The sequence below is a fragment of the Citrobacter sp. RHBSTW-01044 genome (genome assembly GCF_013781945.1).
Taxonomy (GTDB): Bacteria; Pseudomonadota; Gammaproteobacteria; order Enterobacterales; family Enterobacteriaceae; genus Citrobacter; species Citrobacter braakii.
Window position 1 is genome coordinate 3,029,008 of the sequence record NZ_CP056180.1, and the last position, 18,775, is coordinate 3,047,782.

Annotated in this window: 20 protein-coding genes; 8 read left to right on the forward strand and 12 right to left on the reverse strand. The window is 53.6% G+C overall.

Translation table 11 applies throughout. The features are described from left to right. Positions 1-56: 56 nt before the first annotated feature. Together putA and HV352_RS14805 are read left to right on the forward strand one after the other, a co-directional pair. A complete protein-coding gene (putA, locus tag HV352_RS14800; protein ID WP_101699908.1) occupies positions 57-4,019 on the forward strand; it encodes a trifunctional transcriptional regulator/proline dehydrogenase/L-glutamate gamma-semialdehyde dehydrogenase in 3,963 nt (1,320 codons plus the stop codon). Between the two features lie 58 nt (positions 4,020-4,077). Next, positions 4,078-4,473, forward strand: a complete 396-nt coding sequence (locus tag HV352_RS14805; protein ID WP_053389922.1) for a lysozyme inhibitor LprI family protein — start codon at positions 4,078-4,080, stop codon at positions 4,471-4,473. Here the strand turns inward: HV352_RS14805 and rutR are convergent. From rutR to HV352_RS14820, 3 genes are all read right to left on the reverse strand, one after another. Then, positions 4,470-5,108, reverse strand: a complete 639-nt coding sequence (rutR, locus tag HV352_RS14810; RefSeq protein WP_016152583.1) for an HTH-type transcriptional regulator RutR — start codon at positions 5,106-5,108, stop codon at positions 4,470-4,472. The two genes, HV352_RS14805 and rutR, sit on opposite strands and share 4 nt — an antisense overlap. Before the next feature lie 58 nt (positions 5,109-5,166). Further along, positions 5,167-6,081 carry a DMT family transporter gene (locus tag HV352_RS14815; RefSeq protein ID WP_047501097.1) on the reverse strand — a complete coding sequence of 305 codons (915 nt, stop codon included), beginning with the start codon at positions 6,079-6,081 and terminating at the stop codon, positions 5,167-5,169. 165 nt (positions 6,082-6,246) lie between these two features. Continuing rightward, entirely contained in the window at positions 6,247-6,420 is a 174-nt protein-coding gene (locus HV352_RS14820) for a general stress protein (protein WP_003036022.1), read from the reverse strand. A 386-nt stretch (positions 6,421-6,806) separates the two neighbouring features. Between HV352_RS14820 and wrbA the strand changes: the two genes are divergently transcribed. Together wrbA and HV352_RS14830 are read left to right on the forward strand one after the other, a co-directional pair. Next, complete coding sequence (wrbA, locus tag HV352_RS14825; RefSeq protein ID WP_003832057.1) at positions 6,807-7,403, forward strand: NAD(P)H:quinone oxidoreductase; 597 nt, start codon at positions 6,807-6,809, stop codon at positions 7,401-7,403. Positions 7,404-7,423: 20 nt separating this feature from the next. Further along, on the forward strand, positions 7,424-7,651 hold the full coding sequence (locus HV352_RS14830) for a YccJ family protein (protein ID WP_016152581.1): 228 nt from the start codon (positions 7,424-7,426) through the stop codon (positions 7,649-7,651). A 38-nt stretch (positions 7,652-7,689) separates the two neighbouring features. Here HV352_RS14830 and agp read toward each other — a convergent pair whose 3' ends face one another. The 8 genes from agp to HV352_RS14870 all read right to left on the reverse strand — a co-directional run bounded on the left by agp (position 7,690) and on the right by HV352_RS14870 (position 14,567). Then, the gene (gene agp / locus HV352_RS14835) at positions 7,690-8,931 is read right to left on the reverse strand and encodes a bifunctional glucose-1-phosphatase/inositol phosphatase (protein ID WP_049271383.1); all 1,242 of its coding nucleotides are present in this window, start codon (positions 8,929-8,931) and stop codon (positions 7,690-7,692) included. An 87-nt stretch (positions 8,932-9,018) separates the two neighbouring features. Beyond that, on the reverse strand, positions 9,019-9,726 hold the full coding sequence (locus HV352_RS14840; RefSeq protein ID WP_047414227.1) for a winged helix-turn-helix domain-containing protein: 708 nt from the start codon (positions 9,724-9,726) through the stop codon (positions 9,019-9,021). Positions 9,727-9,795: 69 nt separating this feature from the next. Then, on the reverse strand, positions 9,796-10,551 hold the full coding sequence (locus tag HV352_RS14845) for a sulfite exporter TauE/SafE family protein (protein ID WP_016156161.1): 756 nt from the start codon (positions 10,549-10,551) through the stop codon (positions 9,796-9,798). Between the two features lie 133 nt (positions 10,552-10,684). Continuing rightward, complete coding sequence (locus HV352_RS14850; protein WP_080858581.1) at positions 10,685-11,191, reverse strand: protein disulfide oxidoreductase; 507 nt, start codon at positions 11,189-11,191, stop codon at positions 10,685-10,687. Beyond that, a complete protein-coding gene (locus tag HV352_RS14855) occupies positions 11,181-11,804 on the reverse strand; it encodes a DsbA family protein (RefSeq protein WP_016152576.1) in 624 nt (207 codons plus the stop codon). Before HV352_RS14855 ends, HV352_RS14850 begins: the two co-directional genes overlap by 11 nt. After that, positions 11,801-13,681: a protein-disulfide reductase DsbD domain-containing protein gene (locus HV352_RS14860; RefSeq protein WP_019076434.1), complete on the reverse strand. Its 1,881-nt coding sequence runs from the start codon at positions 13,679-13,681 to the stop codon at positions 11,801-11,803. The genes HV352_RS14855 and HV352_RS14860 overlap by 4 nt, the downstream gene beginning before the upstream one ends. Positions 13,682-13,729: 48 nt before the next feature. After that, a complete protein-coding gene (locus HV352_RS14865) occupies positions 13,730-14,092 on the reverse strand; it encodes a copper resistance protein (RefSeq protein WP_103766121.1) in 363 nt (120 codons plus the stop codon). A gap of 70 nt (positions 14,093-14,162) precedes the next feature. Further along, positions 14,163-14,567 (reverse strand): VOC family protein, encoded by a 405-nt coding sequence (locus HV352_RS14870; protein ID WP_016156158.1) that lies wholly within the window; start codon positions 14,565-14,567, stop codon positions 14,163-14,165. 397 nt (positions 14,568-14,964) lie between these two features. On the opposite strand from HV352_RS14870, the gene dsbA reads away from it, so the two are divergent. The 4 genes from dsbA to HV352_RS14890 all read left to right on the forward strand — a co-directional run bounded on the left by dsbA (position 14,965) and on the right by HV352_RS14890 (position 17,816). Next, positions 14,965-15,588 (forward strand): thiol:disulfide interchange protein DsbA, encoded by a 624-nt coding sequence (gene dsbA / locus HV352_RS14875; protein ID WP_181634836.1) that lies wholly within the window; start codon positions 14,965-14,967, stop codon positions 15,586-15,588. Between the two features lie 206 nt (positions 15,589-15,794). Then, positions 15,795-16,715, forward strand: a complete 921-nt coding sequence (cbpA, locus tag HV352_RS14880) for a curved DNA-binding protein (protein WP_016152571.1) — start codon at positions 15,795-15,797, stop codon at positions 16,713-16,715. Continuing rightward, entirely contained in the window at positions 16,715-17,008 is a 294-nt protein-coding gene (gene cbpM / locus HV352_RS14885; protein WP_016152570.1) for a chaperone modulator CbpM, read from the forward strand. Before cbpA ends, cbpM begins: the two co-directional genes overlap by 1 nt. A 121-nt stretch (positions 17,009-17,129) precedes the next feature. After that, on the forward strand, positions 17,130-17,816 hold the full coding sequence (locus tag HV352_RS14890; protein ID WP_131348276.1) for a Crp/Fnr family transcriptional regulator: 687 nt from the start codon (positions 17,130-17,132) through the stop codon (positions 17,814-17,816). A gap of 47 nt (positions 17,817-17,863) precedes the next feature. Here the strand turns inward: HV352_RS14890 and HV352_RS14895 are convergent, their stop codons facing one another. Next, the gene (locus HV352_RS14895) at positions 17,864-18,700 is read right to left on the reverse strand and encodes an outer membrane protein OmpK (RefSeq protein WP_016152568.1); all 837 of its coding nucleotides are present in this window, start codon (positions 18,698-18,700) and stop codon (positions 17,864-17,866) included. Positions 18,701-18,775 lie beyond the last annotated feature (75 nt).

Below are 18,775 nucleotides of genomic sequence, written 5' to 3' on the forward strand. Positions count from 1 at the left end.
TGGATATTTCTCGGTAACTATCAGACCCGTATTTCAGTACAACAGGAGTAAACGGCATGGGAACCACCACGATGGGGGTTAAGCTGGATGACGCCACTCGCGAGCGTATTAAAACAGCAGCATCACGAATCGATCGCACGCCACATTGGCTGATCAAACAAGCCATTTTTAATTATCTCGAAAGACTGGAAAATGACGACGCGCTTCCTGAACTACCGGCCCTGCTGGCGGGTGCTGCGAATGAGGGCGATGAGTCGACCACGCTGCAAAATGAAGCGCATCAGCCTTTCCTGGAATTTGCTGAACAGATCCTGCCGCAGTCAGTTTCCCGCGCGGCAATCACCGCTGCTTACCGCCGCGCCGAAACTGACGCCGTACCGATGCTAATGGAGCAGGCTCGTCTGCCGCAGCCCATCGCCGAGCAGGCGCATAAGCTGGCATACGATCTGGCAGACAAACTGCGTAACCAGAAGACCGCCAGCGGCCGCGCCGGGATGGTACAAGGTTTATTGCAGGAATTCTCCCTTTCTTCACAGGAAGGCGTCGCGCTGATGTGTCTGGCCGAAGCCTTGCTGCGTATTCCAGATAAAGCGACCCGCGATGCGTTAATCCGCGACAAGATCAGCAACGGTAACTGGCAGTCGCACATTGGCCGCAGCCCGTCTCTGTTCGTCAACGCGGCGACCTGGGGGCTGTTGTTTACCGGTCGTCTGGTTTCTACGCATAACGAAGCCAGCCTCTCACGCTCACTCAACCGTATTATCGGCAAGAGCGGTGAGCCGCTGGTGCGTAAAGGCGTCGACATGGCCATGCGCTTGATGGGCGAGCAGTTTGTCACCGGGGAGACCATCGCTGAAGCGCTGGCTAACGCGCGTAAACTGGAAGAAAAAGGCTTCCGTTACTCCTATGACATGCTGGGCGAAGCGGCCCTGACCGCCGCCGATGCACAGGCTTATATGGTTTCATACCAGCAGGCGATCCACGCCATTGGTAAGGCCTCTAACGGGCGCGGTATCTATGAAGGGCCAGGCATTTCTATCAAGCTGTCGGCACTGCATCCGCGTTACAGCCGTGCGCAGTACGATCGCGTGATGGATGAACTCTATCCTCGTCTGAAATCGCTTACTCTGCTGGCACGTCAGTACGACATCGGCATTAATATCGACGCCGAAGAGGCTGACCGACTGGAGATCTCCCTCGATCTGCTGGAAAAACTGTGCTTTGAGCCCGAACTGGCAGGCTGGAACGGGATCGGTTTTGTTATCCAGGCCTACCAGAAGCGCTGCCCGTATGTTATCGACTACCTGATTGACCTCGCCACGCGCAGCCGCCGCCGCCTGATGATCCGTCTGGTTAAGGGCGCCTACTGGGATAGCGAAATTAAACGTGCCCAGATGGACGGTCTGGAAGGTTATCCGGTCTACACCCGTAAGGTGTACACCGACGTTTCTTACCTGGCCTGTGCGAAAAAACTGCTTGCCGTACCGAATCTGATCTACCCGCAGTTCGCCACCCACAACGCCCATACGCTGGCGGCGATTTATCAGTTAGCCGGTCAAAACTACTACCCAGGCCAGTACGAGTTTCAGTGCCTGCACGGCATGGGCGAACCGCTGTATGAGCAGGTCACCGGCAAAGTTGCGGATGGCAAACTGAACCGTCCATGCCGCATTTATGCACCGGTCGGCACGCACGAAACGCTGCTGGCGTACCTGGTGCGTCGTCTGCTGGAAAACGGCGCCAACACCTCGTTCGTCAACCGCATTGCCGACACGACCCTGCCGCTGGATGAACTGGTTGCCGATCCGGTCGAGGCTGTTGAAAAACTGGCGCAGCAAGAAGGTCAGGCCGGTCTGCCGCATCCGAAGATTGCCCTGCCGCGTGACCTGTACGGTAAAGGCCGCGAAAACTCAGGCGGGCTGGATTTAGCTAACGAACATCGTCTGGCCTCGCTGTCCTCTGCCCTGCTCAACAGCGCGCTACAAAAATGGCACGCTAAACCCATTCTGGAGCACCCGGTTGCTGACGGCGAAATGACGCCAGTCGTTAACCCAGCCGAGCCGAAAGACATTGTCGGTTACGTGCGTGAGGCAACTCACGCTGAAGTGGAACAGGCGTTACAGAACGCGGCGAATAACGCGCCGATCTGGTTCGCTACACCGCCACAAGAGCGCGCCGCCATTTTGCATCGTGCCGCCGTTCTGATGGAAGGTCAGATGCAGCAGTTGATTGGCATCCTGGTACGCGAAGCGGGTAAAACCTTCAGCAACGCCATTGCGGAAGTGCGCGAAGCGGTAGACTTCCTGCATTATTATGCCGGTCAGGTTCGCGATGATTTCGATAATGAAACCCATCGACCGTTAGGACCGGTGGTTTGTATCAGCCCATGGAACTTCCCGCTGGCCATTTTCACCGGGCAGATTGCCGCCGCGCTGGCGGCGGGTAACAGTGTGCTGGCGAAACCGGCGGAACAAACCCCGTTAATTGCCGCCCAGGGCATCGCTATTTTGCTCGAAGCGGGTGTACCGCCGGGCGTGGTGCAACTGTTGCCTGGTCAGGGTGAAACCGTCGGGGCTCAGCTCACTTCCGATGAGCGCGTACGCGGCGTCATGTTTACCGGCTCAACGGAAGTCGCCACGCTGTTGCAACGCAATATTGCCACCCGCCTTGATGCTCAGGGGCGTCCAATCCCGCTTATCGCCGAAACCGGTGGGATGAACGCAATGATTGTCGACTCCTCCGCGTTGACGGAACAGGTCGTGGTCGACGTTCTGGCTTCAGCGTTTGACAGCGCCGGACAGCGCTGCTCCGCGCTGCGCGTCCTGTGTCTGCAGGATGATGTAGCCGACCATACGCTGAAAATGCTGCGCGGCGCGATGGCGGAATGTCGCATGGGTAATCCAGGTCGCCTGACCACGGATATTGGGCCGGTAATTGATGAAGAAGCCAAAACCAATATTGAGCGCCATATTCAGGCCATGCGCGCCAAAGGACGCCCGGTGTTTCAGGCCGTGCGCGAAAACAGCGACGATGCGCGTGAATGGCAAACCGGTACCTTTATTGCTCCGACGCTGATCGAGCTGGAAAGCTTCGACGAATTACAAAAAGAGGTGTTTGGTCCGGTACTGCACGTCGTGCGCTACACCCGTAACAATCTGGGCAACCTGATTGAGCAAATTAATGCCTCCGGCTACGGCCTGACGCTGGGCGTACACACTCGTATCGATGAAACCATCGCCCATGTCACAGGATCGGCACACGTGGGGAACCTGTACGTTAACCGCAATATGGTCGGTGCCGTTGTCGGCGTGCAGCCATTCGGTGGCGAAGGCTTGTCTGGTACAGGGCCAAAAGCAGGTGGACCGCTGTATCTGTATCGCCTGCTGGCTAACCGCCCGGAAAATGCGTTAGGCATTACGCTTGCCCGTCAGGATGCAGACTACCCGGTCGATGCGCAGCTTAAAGCTGCACTCGTTCAGCCGCTGGAAGCACTCAGCGAATGGGCAACCGATCGACCCTCGCTGCATGCGCTCTGCCAGCAGTTTGGCGAACTGGCGCAGGCCGGTACTCAGCGTCTGCTGCCAGGACCCACTGGCGAGCGCAATACCTGGACGCTGTTGCCGCGTGAACGCGTACTGTGTATCGCCGATGATGAACAGGACGCGCTGGTACAGGTTGCCGCCGTGGCTTCCGTTGGTAGCTTAATCCTGTGGCCAGATGATGCGTTCCATCGTGAACTGGCAAAACGTCTGCCAGCCGCCGTCTCCGGGCGCATTCAGTTTGCCAAAGCGGACAACATCACTACGCAGCCGTTTGATGCCGTTATTTTCCACGGCGATTCTGACCAACTGCGTTCACTGTGCGAAGCGGTAGCTGCCCGCGAAGGGGCGATTGTATCAGTCCAGGGCTTTGCCCGTGGCGAAAGCAATATTCTGCTGGAGAGGCTGTACATTGAACGCTCCCTGAGCGTCAATACCGCCGCTGCCGGGGGGAACGCCAGCCTGATGACAATCGGCTAAGGTTGTGGTTAATTAAGGCTCCGGTAACGGGGCCTTTTTTATGGAGCCAGAGGGAAGCATGAAACGAATCGTACTGACATGTGCAACGCTGCTGTTGAGCGGCCAGGCGCTGGCGGATGACTGCGCCAACGCGAACACTCAGATTGAGATGAACACCTGTGCGGCAGAGCAGTTTAAGGCGGCCGACACCAAACTTAATGACACTTATCAGAATGCGCTTAAGCGCGCCGCCCCAACCCAGCGCGATTTACTGAAAAAAGCGCAAATCTCATGGATAACCCTGCGCGATGCGGACTGCGCGTTAATCAGTTCCGGCACCGAAGGCGGTAGCGTCCAGGCGATGATTTCCAGCCAGTGTCTGACGGATAAAACCAACGAGCGTGAAGCGTTTCTCGCCTCGCTCTTACAGTGCGAAGAGGGCGATTTAAGCTGTCCGTTACCGCCTGCCAGTTAACGCACGCGGATCCCTTCAATAATCATCCGCTGCACGCTCTCCACCGTTTGGTTAAAAAAGGCTTCATCACGCAGCGTTGCGCCCGTTACCGCCTCAACCTGTGGGGCAAAGTCGGCGTAGTGCTGGGTTGAAGCCCAAATCATAAAAATCAGATGATGCGGATCGACCGGAGCCAGTTTCCCACTTTTGATCCAACCGGCAATCAGCGCCGATTTCTCATCAATTAGCGTTTTGAGATCGCCCGTTAATTCAGCCATCAATAAAGGCGCACCTGCCAGCATCTCCATACAAAACAGTCGTGAAGCCTGAGGGTAATCGCGCGACACTTCCAGCTTAAGGCGAATGTATTCTTTAATAGCCACCAGCGGCGCAAAGTCTTCGCGAAAAGCCTTCAACGGAGCCAGCCAGACGTCGAGGATTTGCCGCAAAACGGCAATATAGAGCACCTCTTTTGACGGGTAGTAATAAAGCAGATTCGTTTTTGACACACCCGCCTGCTCAGCGACCTGTTCGAGACGCGTGCCGTGGATCCCATATTGGGAGAAGATATTTAATGCCGCGGTTAATATGGCCTGGCGTTTTGCACTGACGGCCTGCGAGCGCTTACCTGTTTTTTTCTCTGCGCGTTGGACCATGCGCCCTCTCCTTCTTGTGAGGGCGTCAGCATACCAAATCACGCGGTGAATGGTTAAATTAAAGCGACTCCGGCGGTGCCTCTTGCACTACCCCTTTTTTCTTTTTGAACTTCAGTTCGCTGACCAGCACGCCAACAATAATGAATGCTGCGCCGAGCAAAGCCAGTAGCGGTAAGCGTTCCCCCGCCAGGCGACCAAAGATCCCCGCCCACACCGGCTCACCGGTATAAATGACCGTCGCGCGCGTCGGCGAAACGCTGCGCTGTGCCCAGTTCATGGTAACCTGAATAATCGCACTGAAAATCCCCAACCCCAGCGCCACCACCAGCAATCCCGTAGACATCGGGGGTACGGTCTCTCCGGCCGGTCCCATCGCAATAAACGCCACTATCGAAGCGGTTGCCAGTTGTACCACCGTTACCCGCCGCACATCCACTTTTCCCGCCCACGCGCTAATCAGGATAATTTCTGCCGCAATCGCCACCGCGCCGGCGAGTGTGATCCACTCTCCTTCGCCTAAAGCCAGCAAATTGCCTCCCGGTCCGGCGAGAAAAATCAACCCGATAAAGGCCAGCACAATGCCGACACACGGCATCAGGCCGGGCATACGCCCCAGACACAGCCATTGTAAAAGCGGGACCAACGGCACATACATCGCGGTAATAAACGCCGATTTACTGCTGGGAATAAACTGTAGCCCCCAGGTTTGCAGACTATAGCCCAACGCAATTGCGATACCGATCGCAACGCCTGCTTTGACTTCCAGCCACGTCAGTTTATGCAATGTGCGTAGTGACAAAAGCGCGACCGCCAGCGCAGCGGTGGCAAAACGCACGCCGACAAAGAAAAAAGGTCCGCTCAGGGTAACGGCATATTGCACGGCCAAAAACGTGCCACCCCAGAACATAGTGATCACAATGAGGATCGCTTCCTGAGGTTTAACAGAGAAGGAATAACGAGAAAGTAATGACATGAGACACCCGATTAACTGAATGTCGTTAGTCTGCGTTGCGTTTTGTTACAGTTCAACCTTGCAGACAAAAAAAACCGCCGGAAGAAACCGGCGGCGGTGGGTGGCTACGTAACGTCTGACTCTGATCCTCAGCCGTCACGGCATATCTGACAGCTAGCCCGGCAATTACGATTTGTTGTTGCCGTGGCTATTTTTGCCCCCTTTTTTGCCTGCCTCTGAAGCGCGTTGCGGGTCATTCTTAAAGTTGCCCCCGCTGTGCTGGCCACCTTTTCGACCTGCTTCTGATGCTCTTTCGCGATCTTCCGCAAAGTTGCCGGAACCGCCTCGATGGTTTGCCATTACTGACCTCCGTCATTGATTAGACATCATATTGCATAGGTACTGAGGAGTGATACCTCACGCAGCGTTACGGGCGATACCCTGAAAATAACTGCGTGGGATTAAGCATAGTGAAGCGTGGCCTGAGCAGCCGCTAACTGTAATATCCTGCAACAGGATTGGCGGTGATAGAGAAATAATCACAGCGAGAAATCAATAAGTCTTTCTTATGACTACCAAATTCCACCCGGTTAAATATGTATCATTTTGCAACAAGAGAAGTTGTTATAAAAATTGTTATAAATCAAAGAAGTGATTGTGAAATTTGCACTCCTGACAGTACGTCATATCTTTAAAGGTAGGTAGCGAGTCGCTACGGACACGGTTAACTCGAGGAGTAGTGTAAAATGGCAAAAGTTCTGGTGCTTTATTATTCCATGTACGGACACATTGAAACTATGGCCCATGCAGTCGCAGAAGGCGCAAATAAGGTTGATGGCGCGGAAGTGATTATTAAGCGCGTACCAGAGACCATGCAGCCGGAGATTTTCCTCAAAGCTGGCGGCAAAACACAAAACGCACCAGTCGCAACCCCGCAAGAACTGGCAGATTACGATGCCATTATTTTTGGTACCCCCACACGCTTTGGCAATATGTCCGGTCAGATGCGCACCTTCCTCGACCAGACTGGCGGGCTGTGGGCTTCAGGCGGCCTGTACGGCAAACTCGCCAGCGTATTCAGCTCGACAGGTACCGGCGGCGGTCAGGAACAAACCATTACATCAACCTGGACTACGCTTGCCCACCATGGAATGGTGATTGTGCCTATCGGTTACGCGGCGCAAGAGCTGTTTGATGTTTCTCAAGTTCGCGGTGGTACCCCTTATGGCGCAACCACCATCGCCGGAGGCGACGGCTCTCGCCAGCCAAGTCAGGAAGAATTATCTATCGCCCGCTATCAGGGTGAATATGTCGCAGGTCTGGCAGTAAAACTCAACGGCTAATCTTCAACAGGAGGATTCGAATGCCAACTCAAGAAGCGAAAGCCCATCGCGTCGGCGAATGGGCAAGTCTGCGCAATACATCGCCGGAAATAGCCGAAGCCATTTTTGAAGTCGCGCATTATGACGAGAAACTGGCGGAAAAAATTTGGGAAGAAGGTAGCGACGAGGTGCTCATCAAAGCCTTTAAGAAAACAGACAAAGATTCGCTCTTTTGGGGTGAACAGACTATCGAACGCAAAAACGTCTAGCGCTCAGACTCCCCCGCGAACACGGGGGAGTTTTTCTTTTACTTAGCCGCCTCATTCAACACGCTGTCGAACTTATCTATCGGGCAAAAGCCATCCGCATCTGTCGGACACCCTTTCAGCTCCAGCGTTACACGCTGCGCCGGGGATTTCAGAGTCAGAACGTCTGCATTACGCAACTGCTGCGAGCTCTGATACACGTACTCGATTTTCATCAGATCACGATTCGCGTTGCTGTCATGCCAGCGCTGGAAGACAATCTTCCCGCCAATCGGCGTACGCTCGTTCTGATCGTGAAGCTGGTACGGTTTGAAATCCAGCGCGGTGAGCAGCGATGCGATGTTTGAGTCATGCCCCACCAGCACGGTTATTTTTGGCGCTTTTACGCGTTCAGTAACCAGCGCATTATCAATATACTTCACCAGCGGTTTGGCGACATTCTGCGCCACTTCCGGGGAGGTGAACAGGCTGTCCTGATAGCCATTTTTCAGCTTCGACAGAACCTTCCACTGTTGATCGGATTTAATCTCGCCCCAGGCGACCTTATCCATCGGGAAGCCTTCGTAATATTGCAGCGTGAAGGCATCAACCAGCGAATTCCCGACCTTCAGCGGCCCCGAAACCCCAGGCTCCTGCTGGTATTTCGCGCTAAACGTATCTTTGGCATCGGTCAGGGAACACTGCTGTTTTTCTTTGCAGGATGGAGAGTCTTTGTAGTCGGTCATTTGCTCAAGCAACTGATAGCTGTCGTTGAGCTGCATTTGGCTACGCTCTTTCTCCATTGCCTGAACCGCCTGCTGGCTGAAGGCGGCGGAATCATCGGTGATCACCGGGTTAAAGGTGGGATCCATGGTGCCCATTTTTTCCTGATGATGGACCGGGACGTCGCAACCCGGGAAAGCACCGGTGACAAAGAACTGCGCCGTCGCGACCGTACGCTGCAGGCTGTTAGCATAGGTATAGACCGTACCCGGCGCCGGACATTCGCCCGATTTCACCATCCCCTGCTCTGCCAGCCACTCTCGCATATAGTGGCCCATATAGATTTCCAGCACGCCGCCTTTGGTGGTCAGTTGTCCGCCGGGGACATCCCATTCTGGCCATTGTTTGGGGGTGGACTGCTCAAGAACACTGCCATTATTGGCTAAAGGTGCGCGTAAGTTATGCCGACTCATCATCAATACTTGCTGAAGCTGATAGCCTTCCGGCGCGGTCTGCGCCTGCGCGGCGGTTGACATTAATACAGCCCCTGCCACGGCTGCGGCGATTAACGATTTATTCATCCCTACGACCTCTTGTTGTTATCAATCACAACAGAGTGTGACAGAAATATGACATATTTCCCGGAACGCTTTCGCAAAACGAACCATCTACGGTGTCGTTTTAATACCGAACTCGGTTTCTAATTTGCGAATGCCAAGCGGGGTGAAGGTGACGCGGCGACCACTCAGCTCCGTTTTTATCCATCGTTTTTCAATCAGCCAGCGTAGCAGCGATGCGCCAAGCACGCCGCCGGGATGGTAACGTCGTTCACTCCAGTCCAGACAACCGCAGGTTAATTTCCGCCGCGATGCGCTCGCAGCAAGGACAATCCCCATTTGTGCCAGTTTTTCCTGCCCAAGAGAGGTCAGCGTTTCACCATCCGGCGTTAACCATTGACGGGAAACCAGCGTATCGAACAGCCTCACCGCCACCTCGCCAGCAAGATGATCGTAGCAGGTTCGGGCATGTCGTAAGCCTGGCGGCGTCGTGATTTTTCGTGGCGTAGATGTAGCCCACGCCACGCCCATCAGGCGCTCCAGCAGTTCAGCGATATCGGAGCCTGCAAGGCGAAAATAACGATGCCTGCCCTGCGCGAGCGCCACAACAAAACGTTGTTCGCACAGACGCGCCAGATGCGCACTGGCGGTTGACGCTGACACATCCGCCACTGCGCTGAGCTCGGTCGCGGTCCAGGCGCGGCCATCCATCAGGGCGCACAACATTCGCGAGCGCGATTTATCGGCCATCGCCGCCGCGGTGAGCGCCATTCGCGACTCCAGAGCGCTCTCTTCCTCACTTAACATCACTGATGCCATAGCGACCTCTTTGACACTGAATGTCTGAATTAACGATGCCATGAATGCGTTCTAAAGTCACCGCACAGGTCACACCGCACGCAGCATCATCTCGATACCCAACCCGACCAAACAAAACAGAAAACAACGTTTAAACACGAGCGGAGAAATAACCCGTCGTACACGGGTTCCTAACCACTGACCAATCAGCGCGGGAACAATGGCCAAAGCCGATAAGCTCAACGACTGTACGGGCAGCGCGTTGTGCCACCACAGACCAAGCGCCAAAGCCAATGTCGAAAACGTAAAAGAGATCCCGAGCGCCTGAACCAGTTCATCCTTCTCAAAACCCAATGACTGGATCCAGGGCACGGCGGGCATCACAAACACACCGGTTCCACCAGTCAATAAGCCAGTAACAAATCCTATGACGAGGGAGTACGGTTTTTCATGCTGCGGAGCCACTGCGATTTTCTTTCCGGCCAGCGTCCAGATAGCGTAAGCCACCAGCGCCACGCCAAGCGCAAACTGGGTACGGGTGGTATCGCCGCCGGTAATCCAGGCGCTGGCAAGCAGTGTCGCCACCACCACCGTCAATAACATTGGCCACAGTCGTTTGACTAATTGACGCGTATTTCCGCCACCGCCAAACTGAAACAGATTGCTAATCAGCGAAGGCAACAGCAGCATGGCCGCCGCCGCAACCGGCGAAATAAGCGATCCGAGGATCCCCATAGCCACGGTGGGCAATCCCATACCAGTGACGCCTTTTACCATCCCGGCGAGGACAAACGTGGCGGCAATCATCATCACCAGAGCGGGCCCAAACGCTAACGAACTCGTCATGTTGCACTTTCCTGAAAAAGAGAAGATGACCCATTCTGGACGTTAATCGCGGCACTCGCTTCGCCAGGCAACGAAATATGTCTTCCCGCTTACGGGTAATAATATAAAAATGCCGGGTTTCCCCGGCACATTATCAGAACGTTTTGGCCCACCACAGCCGAAGCTTCATGCCCCAGTAGCTGGTCCAGCCGCTGGTTGTTGACACCACCCGACCTTGTGACACTACCACCAGCGTGGGCGTGACGCTAATCGCCCAACTGCGGGAAATTGCCCCGTTCGCATCATTGATGACCGGAAAGTCCACGCCTTTACGCGACAGCCAACGAGACACCTCAGCTTCACTGCCGGAGCGTAACGCAATGGTCATCACGTTTGCCCCTTCCGAACGCAGCCTGGCGACTTCCGGCGTCGTGAAGCGGCAAACGCCGCACCAGCTCGCCCAGAAATAAAGCAGCACCGGCTCGTCTTTGCTGAGCGCCGCCAGCGTGACGGTTTCACCATCCAGCGTTTGCAAAGGCGTGCTGTCAAAAGAGCCAGGGAGCTGCGGCGCGCGCCAGACATCCATCAGCAGCATCGCCCCTGCCAACAGCGCCAGTAAGATCAGCCCTTCGCGCAGCCAGCGGCGCAGTTTACTGAGCATTGGCCGCCGCCAGCTTTTCTTTGACCACTTCCTCAAGGGTTTCCCACGGCACCGCACCGGGAATAAGCTCATCACCAATAATCGTTGCGGGGGTGCCCTGCACGCCCACCAGTCGCGCCAGTTGCAGGTTAGTGCTTAGCGTTTCAGCGCTTTGGGCACCCAGCGTCACCGGACTGGCTCCCGATTTTTCCTGCGCCTGTTTGATACTGACATCGGTATGGTAACCCTTTTTCTGCATCAGTTTTTCATGTAGCGCCAGAAACTGCTGCGGATGCTCAAGCCAGGTGGTCAGCACGGTCCGCGCCGCCAGTTCCGAACTTTCCCCTTTAAACGGCAGCGGTTTAATCACGACCGCCACGTCAGGATATTTCTGCACAATTTTTTCCAGCATGGGATCCAGTTGCTTGCAGTACGGGCAGTTGTAATCGGTGAAGTTTATCAGGGTCAGTTTCGCCTGCTTAGCGCCAATCCGCGGGCTGTTGGGATCGTTAAACAGAGCCTCCTGGATTAATGCTTCAATTTGCTTTTCCTGTTCCGGGGTAAACGGTGCAGGCTCTTTCGCTACGCTGACGGCAGAAAACAGGGTTAACAGCAGAACAATCATTATTTTCATGGGGTTACTCCTTTGGCATCGGTCAACGTTTGCAATACCGCATCGCGGGTCAACAACGTTGGTAACGCCTGGCCTTCCGGCAGACCGGGGCCATAAATTTGGTTATACGGCACAGCAACCTGGCCGCGTTTTTTCAGAAATTCGGTGATGGCTTCAGAAGGGAGCGTCCAGTCGCCGCGCAGCGCCACTACATCCGGCTGTTGCAAAGCGGCCTGTACGTCATCTTTATGCAACACGTTGTATTTGTTTACCTTACAAGTGATGCACCAGTCGGCAGTGACGTCAATGAACACACGCTTATGTTGCGCCAGCGCATCCTCAATCGCCTGCTCGCTAAGCGGTTGCCAGTTCACGCTTTCTTTAGCGCTAGCGTGTCCGGCCAGCCCTAAATGCGGGAGCAGCAACGTCGCAAGCCAGATAGCCGAACCCAGCATCATGACACCGAGAAGACGCCGCAAAATATTCATCCAGCGTCCCGGACGCGGCAAACGCAGCGCCAGACCGGGACGCAGAGCCACAAGCAGCCACGGCAAGCTCATCCCCAGGCCGAGTGCGATAAACAGTCCCCACAACGTTGGCAGCGAAGCGGTCAATGCCACCGCTACCGCCGTTCCGAGAAACGGGGCGCTGCACGGCGTGGCGAGCAGGGTCGCAAATGCGCCTTGCCAGAAATGTCCCGACAAGCCGTTGCCACCGTGAGTCGCCAGCGTGGTGGTCATCGCCGAAGGCAGGCGGAATTCAAACCACCCGAACAGGCTGGCGCTGAACGTCAGCATCACCACGACCATGACGCCAATGAACCACGGGTTCTGAAACTGGATCCCCCAGCCCAGCGCCTGATTGGTTAAACGTAGCACTGTCATCAATAGCGCCAGGGCCATAAAGGAGACCAGGATCCCGGCTACCGATGCGAGGAATTGACGGCGGATCTGGCGACGGCTTTTTTCCTCAACCAGCAAAATAGAGCCCAGTTTCATGCCGAGAACCGGTAACACACAGGGCATCAGGTTGAGGATCAAACCGCCCAGCAGCGCCATTAGCACCACCTGCCACAATGGGAGTGAGGCGTTCTCAATAACCGGGGCTTCGCCAATCGCAAGACGACTTTCCTGGGCAACACCGTTATCTGCCAGCACCAGCGTGACCGACTTACCGCGTAAATCCGGCGCGCCTTCCCCCCAACCGTCATGAACAGGTACCGTGGCGCGTAACGTCTCACCTGCGACGTGAATTTGCGGCATGCCAAAATCAGCATCATCAACGGCGTCCAGATACAGCCCAGGCGCAGTCCAGCCTCCCGCGCGGTGAGCCTCAACAACCAGCTCGCCGGCCCGTGCGCCAGCGCGCAAAGTATCGGTCAGGCCGCTGGCAAGCGGGATCTGCCCCATTGCCTGCGCATAGTCATGCGCAAAAGTCGGGTCCTGGGTCGTGGAGGTCACGGAAAAAGGAAAATCCGTCAACAAGCAAACGTTGCTACAGGTGGATAGCGTCAAAACACCGCTAAGCGTGGCGGGCGATCTGCCGCGCACAACCATCGGGAATGTCACATTATCGTGATAGCCCTGGGTCGTGATATTAGCGACCTCAAAGCGTGCAGGGGTTGGCCAGAACCAGTCGACCGCAGGCATTTCCCCTTGCCAGGCGATAGATGGCGCGACGCCTCCCTCGCCCGGCGAACGCCAGTAGGTTTTCCAGCCGTCCTCCAGTTTAACATCCAGCAACAGACGAGTTTCGCCGCCTGAGGACGTATCAGCGCGTAACCGTACGCTGGCGTGATCGTTATCGGGTGAACGCAGCCAGCCGGGTTCAGCCGCCCAGGATACGGGCAGCCATAGCAATAACAGACAGAGCAGCGCCTGCCTGAAAACAGTCATCATATATTTTCTCCGTGAATAATTATCTAACAGTCAGCAACGGCTGTTCTGTCATTCACGGAAGACGCAAAATCGCAGATGTACCCTTAGCGTGGGCGGCGAGATGGCTCGCGGTGGGAAAAAAGGCAGACGAAACGCCCGCACTGGCGCCAGCAGCGACAGTAGCAGACACAGCACCAGAATAGCGCCTTCGAACAGTACCGGGGGCGCCGCCAGTAATGACTTCGCACTCAGTTCACAAGGGGTAACGGACGAGGCCTCATCGGTCTGCGCTTGTCCGCTTACGACCACGCTTGTGGCAACGGTGTCCATCTGCAACGCGTGCAGGCCCGCCATGCGTTGTGCGGTACAAACCATCACCACAACACATGCCAGACAGAGGAACCACCATCCCATCCGTTGACGTTTCGCCATTATACCCTCACTGATTGATGCGAGTTATCTTAACCACTCACCAGGTTTTGGCAACCTTTGCGCTGTAAAGTTATGTCCTGTCATCAGCAGGATATACCGCGATTTCAATCAGATTGAGATCGGGATCTCTGACGTAAACCGAGCGAATCGGTCCCATCGCACCGGTTCGTGCAACCGGCCCCTCAACAATATCGACCCCGTGCGTTTGAAACGTGGCTATCACCTCTTCCAGCGCACGCGTGGTGATAAAACACAAATCCAGCGCCCCCGGCGTTGGCGCGTAAGCTTTGGGTTCAAACTCCTTTCCCCGAATGTGGAGGTTAATTTTCTGATTGCCAAAGACGAAGGCTTTCCGCCCTTGCGCGAAGGTTTCCAGCCTCATCCCTAAAAGTTCGACATAAAAACGAACGCATGCCTCTTCATTATTGGAGGTCAATACCAGATGATCCAGGTGGTCAATCATAGCGATATCCATTTTGGTTGCTCATCTCAGACACTTACCCTATTCATTCACACGCTACAAGAAAAAGAGAATCTTACGGCTGCGTTGACAGAACATAGCGCAAGGCGTTGCGGCTCACGTTTTATAAATTAAATGATAATTAATCATATTTTTGTTTTTATTTATTACAATATAACATTGCCAAAATAATTGCGGAAATATCACGGAAGTGATCATTCACTATTTACGAAGAGTACCAAAGGATATTCGCAGAACAGTACATAAATACTGTCCCGCTACGTATTGATGCGTAAATGAAAGTAAGGGTCAGCGCATTTTTAGGTGATTATCGTATTATAGCCCGACGCAATGAAGAGCGTATTCATTCGCAGAAAATTTGTTTATTGAATGTTATTTAGAGTATATGGAAATGAAAAAATATTTATTACCCCTGATTGGGTTACTTTTTACCGTTAGCGCTCAGGCAGCACCATTTACCGACGGCAAAGAGTTTATCTCACTGGAAAAACCCGTCGCTTCAGCCCCGGCAGCGCTGAAGTTTTTCTCATTCTATTGTCCTTCCTGCTATCAGTACGATGAAGTTTTTGAAATCACTGATAACGTGAAAAAAGTTTTGCCTGCTGACGTCAAACTCACCGAATACCACGTCGACTTTTTAGGCCCTCTGGGGCAAGACATGACGCACGCCTGGTCCGTCGCCATGCTGTTGAACGTGCAAGATAAAGTTAAACCGTTGCTTTTTGATGCCGTGCAGAAAAAACAAACCATTAAATCGGCGGACGATATACGTAACGTATTTATCAGCGCGGGCGTCAGTGCCAGTGATTATGATGCTGCATGGAATAGTTTTGCCGTGAAATCACTAACCGCCAAACAGCAAGAAATGGCTAAAGCCGTAGATTTAACCGGTGTGCCCGCCATTTTTATCAACGGTAAATATATGATCAATCCGAAAGGACTGAAATCTGATGACCTTAACGCGTTCGTACAAAACTATGCTGATACGGTCCGCTTCCTGAACACTAAATCCTGATGTTTAGCTAATCTCACTATTCGCACCACACAACAGACGTCATAACGTTAAAAAGCGCTGTTGGTGGTGCAACGCCCGCATCGTTTATAGCAATATCCTCCCTTCCCGGTTGGCATTCTCCGTTATCAGGATTACCCTAAACTTAGCGGTGATACCTGTTGTCAGGGTTCACCTTCTGCAAGTGTTGATTTACACGAGAGAACGCTATGGAATTAAAGGATTATTACGCCATTATGGGCGTGAAACCGACAGACGATCTCAAGACAATCAAGACCGCCTATCGTCGACTCGCCCGGAAATATCATCCTGATGTCAGCAAAGAGACTGACGCGGAGGCCCGGTTTAAAGAGGTTGCTGAAGCCTGGGAAGTCCTGAGTGATGAACAGCGACGCGCCGAGTACGACCAGTTGTGGCAGCACCGCAACGACCCACAGTTCAACCGTCAATTCCAACAAGGAGAGAATCAACGCTATAACGCCGAAGATTTCGACGATATCTTCTCCTCCATTTTTGGTCAGCATGCGCAACAGTCTCGCCAGCGTCATGCCAGCCGCGGGCACGATATTGAAATTGAAGTCGCCGTATTCCTCGAAGAAACGCTTACTGAGCATAGCCGCACGATCAGTTACACCCTGCCGGTTTACAATGCGTTCGGCATGGTCGAACGTGAAATTCCTAAAACGTTGAATGTGAAAATTCCGGCTGGCGTCGGTAACGGTCAGCGTATTCGTCTGAAAGGCCAGGGCACCCCCGGTGAAAACGGCGGACCAAACGGTGATTTGTGGCTGGTGATTCATATCGCGCCACATCCGCTGTTCGATATTGTTAACCAGGATCTGGAAGTGGTCGTTCCCCTGGCGCCGTGGGAAGCCGCGCTGGGCGCGAAAGTAACCGTTCCGACGTTAAAAGAGAGCATCCTGCTGACCATTCCTGCGGGCAGCCAGGCCGGGCAGCGGTTACGCATTAAGGGCAAAGGTCTGGTAAGTAAAAAACATACCGGCGATTTGTATGCGGTGATCAAAATCGTCATGCCGCCGAAACCTGACGACGCCAGCGCCGCCCTGTGGCAGCAGTTGGCGGATGCACAAAAGACCTTTGATCCGCGCAAAGAGTGGGGGAAAGCATAATGGCTAACGTCACCGTCACCTTTACCATTACCGAGTTTTGTCTGTACACCGGTGTGTCAGAAGAAGAGCTACATGAGATTGTCGGCTTAGGGGTGATAGAACCTCATGAAGACGAGACTTTTGACGATCATGCGCTGACCGTCATGCGTCGCGCGATACGCCTGCGTCAGGAGCTGGAACTTGACTGGCCGGGAATTGCCGTTGCGCTGACATTGCTGGAAGAGAACGCTCAACTGCGGCAGGAAAATCGCCTGCTGCGCCAGCGATTGTCTCGCTTTATCAGCCATCCTTAGTGTGTCAAGGCCAGCATGGTGCTGGCCCTTTTATTATCCGCAACCCGCTCTTAATGACATTGCGCAGCAGATGGCATACAGTCAGCGATAAGAATTATCTCAAACAATAAGACGTTGAACCATGCAGCTTAAGCCCCTCACAAAAGGTCGTTTTCACAATATCTGGCAGCAGGATGATGCCTTAATTGAGAAGATATTCCAGGAGTTGCTCTCTGAAACACAGATTATCCAGGAAGATGACTATCTTTACCGCCAGGGACAGGTAGTCGATCGACTAATCATGGTGCAGTCAGGGAGAATTTCTCTGCGTTATAGCGCGGAGAATGGTCGCCGTTTTCAACTGGGTGCAATGGAATGTGATGAGCAACTGTTTGGCGAAATGGAGTTTTTTACCGGGTATCGTTGCCAGCTTGATATCGTAGCCGAAGAACCGCTGACCGTGGCGGTATGCAACTGTGACCGTCTGGAGGAAGCGCTGAACCGGCATCCCAGACTGGCGATATTTTTCGCCAGCGCAATGGCCGTTGATTATCAGGATATGCTGGAAATCTTCCTGCACCGGATGCTCTACCCTATCGTACATAACGTGGCGTATGACCTGTATCGCCAGCATCAGGACAAGCAGCCAATGGATGGTTTTCATAAAAAATACCAGGAAGCTGAGCGATTCGGCACCACCGACCGGGTCTATCGGCGGGCGGTGAAAGCGCTGACGGATGCCGGACTGGTAACGCGCACGAAGCAAGGACTGGAGATTAAGGATCTGGATGGGCTGCGTAAATTTCTCGGCAATGACATCATTGACTGACACACCAACCCTGGCAAACGGAGCATTGGTGTGTCATTTCAGCGCAATCAGAACTTATAGGTGAGGTTGAAATAGTGACCCAGTCCGGTGGTACGCCCTGCTCCACCGTGGTTTTCCATCAATGCCATGTTGCGGAAATATTTTAAGCCATAACCTACTGCATAATGCTCTGAATGCCAGTAGATGCCGTTATACCATTCAATCGCGTTATTGCTATATAACGGCTGGTTAGCAATCTTGTTCGCGGCGAACTGGTAGTCAAAGTAACCCTGATAGTTCAAATAACTGCCGTTGGCGAATGTATAGAACGGCGTCGACCAGTTGGTCGAGAACATGTAACCATCCCACTTGCCTTCGTTATCCGCACCGTAATTTTCACGTACATAGTGCGCATAAATGTTCATTCCCACCAGACCAAACCACGGCACTTTAACATCCGTGCCAAGACCAACGTAATGCTCAAATAATTCCCGGTCACCAATGTTATTTACCGTTGCGATATAGAATTCGTTAAATGGCCCAACGGATAAATCTTTATTAAAAATGGCGTCGAGGGAAAAACGTGGAGATATCTTGGCAAAGAAGTTATCACCCCCGTGACGATCGTCCTGCTCGCGATCCAAAATATCAAAAAAATCCACATAACCATACAGATCGATAATCCCGGATCGTGCGCCAAACTCCAGCTCAAGATAGGTGTCATTACGAATACCATAAGGCACTTTCGCGTCCACACTTTGCATTAAGTTCATTTGCATCCAGTTAAAATCATTTTTGCGGATGTTGCCATCGGCATAATCAGCCGCAAGCGCTTGCGTACAGCACATCGCAATTACCGCACCCAGAACTGTTTTTTTCATCATTGATTTATTTTTCTTCAGCATTTTCAATTCCTTTGAGCAAGGTTGAGTGTCGCCCCACCAGATAAATGGCGTGACGGCGGGCTATCTAATTAAAGA

Coding starts and splice junctions, on each gene's coding strand:
- HV352_RS14895 (WP_016152568.1), bottom strand. CDS start 18,700: ATGCTGAAGAAAAATAAATCAATGATGAAAAAAACAGTTCTGGGTGCG.
- wrbA (WP_003832057.1), top strand. CDS start 6,807: ATGGCAAAAGTTCTGGTGCTTTATTATTCCATGTACGGACACATTGAA.
- putA (WP_101699908.1), top strand. CDS start 57: ATGGGAACCACCACGATGGGGGTTAAGCTGGATGACGCCACTCGCGAG.
- HV352_RS14845 (WP_016156161.1), bottom strand. CDS start 10,551: ATGACGAGTTCGTTAGCGTTTGGGCCCGCTCTGGTGATGATGATTGCC.
- HV352_RS14860 (WP_019076434.1), bottom strand. CDS start 13,681: ATGATGACTGTTTTCAGGCAGGCGCTGCTCTGTCTGTTATTGCTATGG.
- HV352_RS14820 (WP_003036022.1), bottom strand. CDS start 6,420: ATGGCAAACCATCGAGGCGGTTCCGGCAACTTTGCGGAAGATCGCGAA.
- HV352_RS14865 (WP_103766121.1), bottom strand. CDS start 14,092: ATGGCGAAACGTCAACGGATGGGATGGTGGTTCCTCTGTCTGGCATGT.
- cbpM (WP_016152570.1), top strand. CDS start 16,715: ATGGCTAACGTCACCGTCACCTTTACCATTACCGAGTTTTGTCTGTAC.
- HV352_RS14805 (WP_053389922.1), top strand. CDS start 4,078: ATGAAACGAATCGTACTGACATGTGCAACGCTGCTGTTGAGCGGCCAG.
- HV352_RS14830 (WP_016152581.1), top strand. CDS start 7,424: ATGCCAACTCAAGAAGCGAAAGCCCATCGCGTCGGCGAATGGGCAAGT.
- HV352_RS14870 (WP_016156158.1), bottom strand. CDS start 14,567: ATGGATATCGCTATGATTGACCACCTGGATCATCTGGTATTGACCTCC.
- HV352_RS14815 (WP_047501097.1), bottom strand. CDS start 6,081: ATGTCATTACTTTCTCGTTATTCCTTCTCTGTTAAACCTCAGGAAGCG.
- agp (WP_049271383.1), bottom strand. CDS start 8,931: ATGAATAAATCGTTAATCGCCGCAGCCGTGGCAGGGGCTGTATTAATG.
- dsbA (WP_181634836.1), top strand. CDS start 14,965: ATGAAAAAATATTTATTACCCCTGATTGGGTTACTTTTTACCGTTAGC.
- rutR (WP_016152583.1), bottom strand. CDS start 5,108: ATGGTCCAACGCGCAGAGAAAAAAACAGGTAAGCGCTCGCAGGCCGTC.
- HV352_RS14890 (WP_131348276.1), top strand. CDS start 17,130: ATGCAGCTTAAGCCCCTCACAAAAGGTCGTTTTCACAATATCTGGCAG.
- cbpA (WP_016152571.1), top strand. CDS start 15,795: ATGGAATTAAAGGATTATTACGCCATTATGGGCGTGAAACCGACAGAC.
- HV352_RS14840 (WP_047414227.1), bottom strand. CDS start 9,726: ATGGCATCAGTGATGTTAAGTGAGGAAGAGAGCGCTCTGGAGTCGCGA.
- HV352_RS14855 (WP_016152576.1), bottom strand. CDS start 11,804: ATGAAAATAATGATTGTTCTGCTGTTAACCCTGTTTTCTGCCGTCAGC.
- HV352_RS14850 (WP_080858581.1), bottom strand. CDS start 11,191: ATGCTCAGTAAACTGCGCCGCTGGCTGCGCGAAGGGCTGATCTTACTG.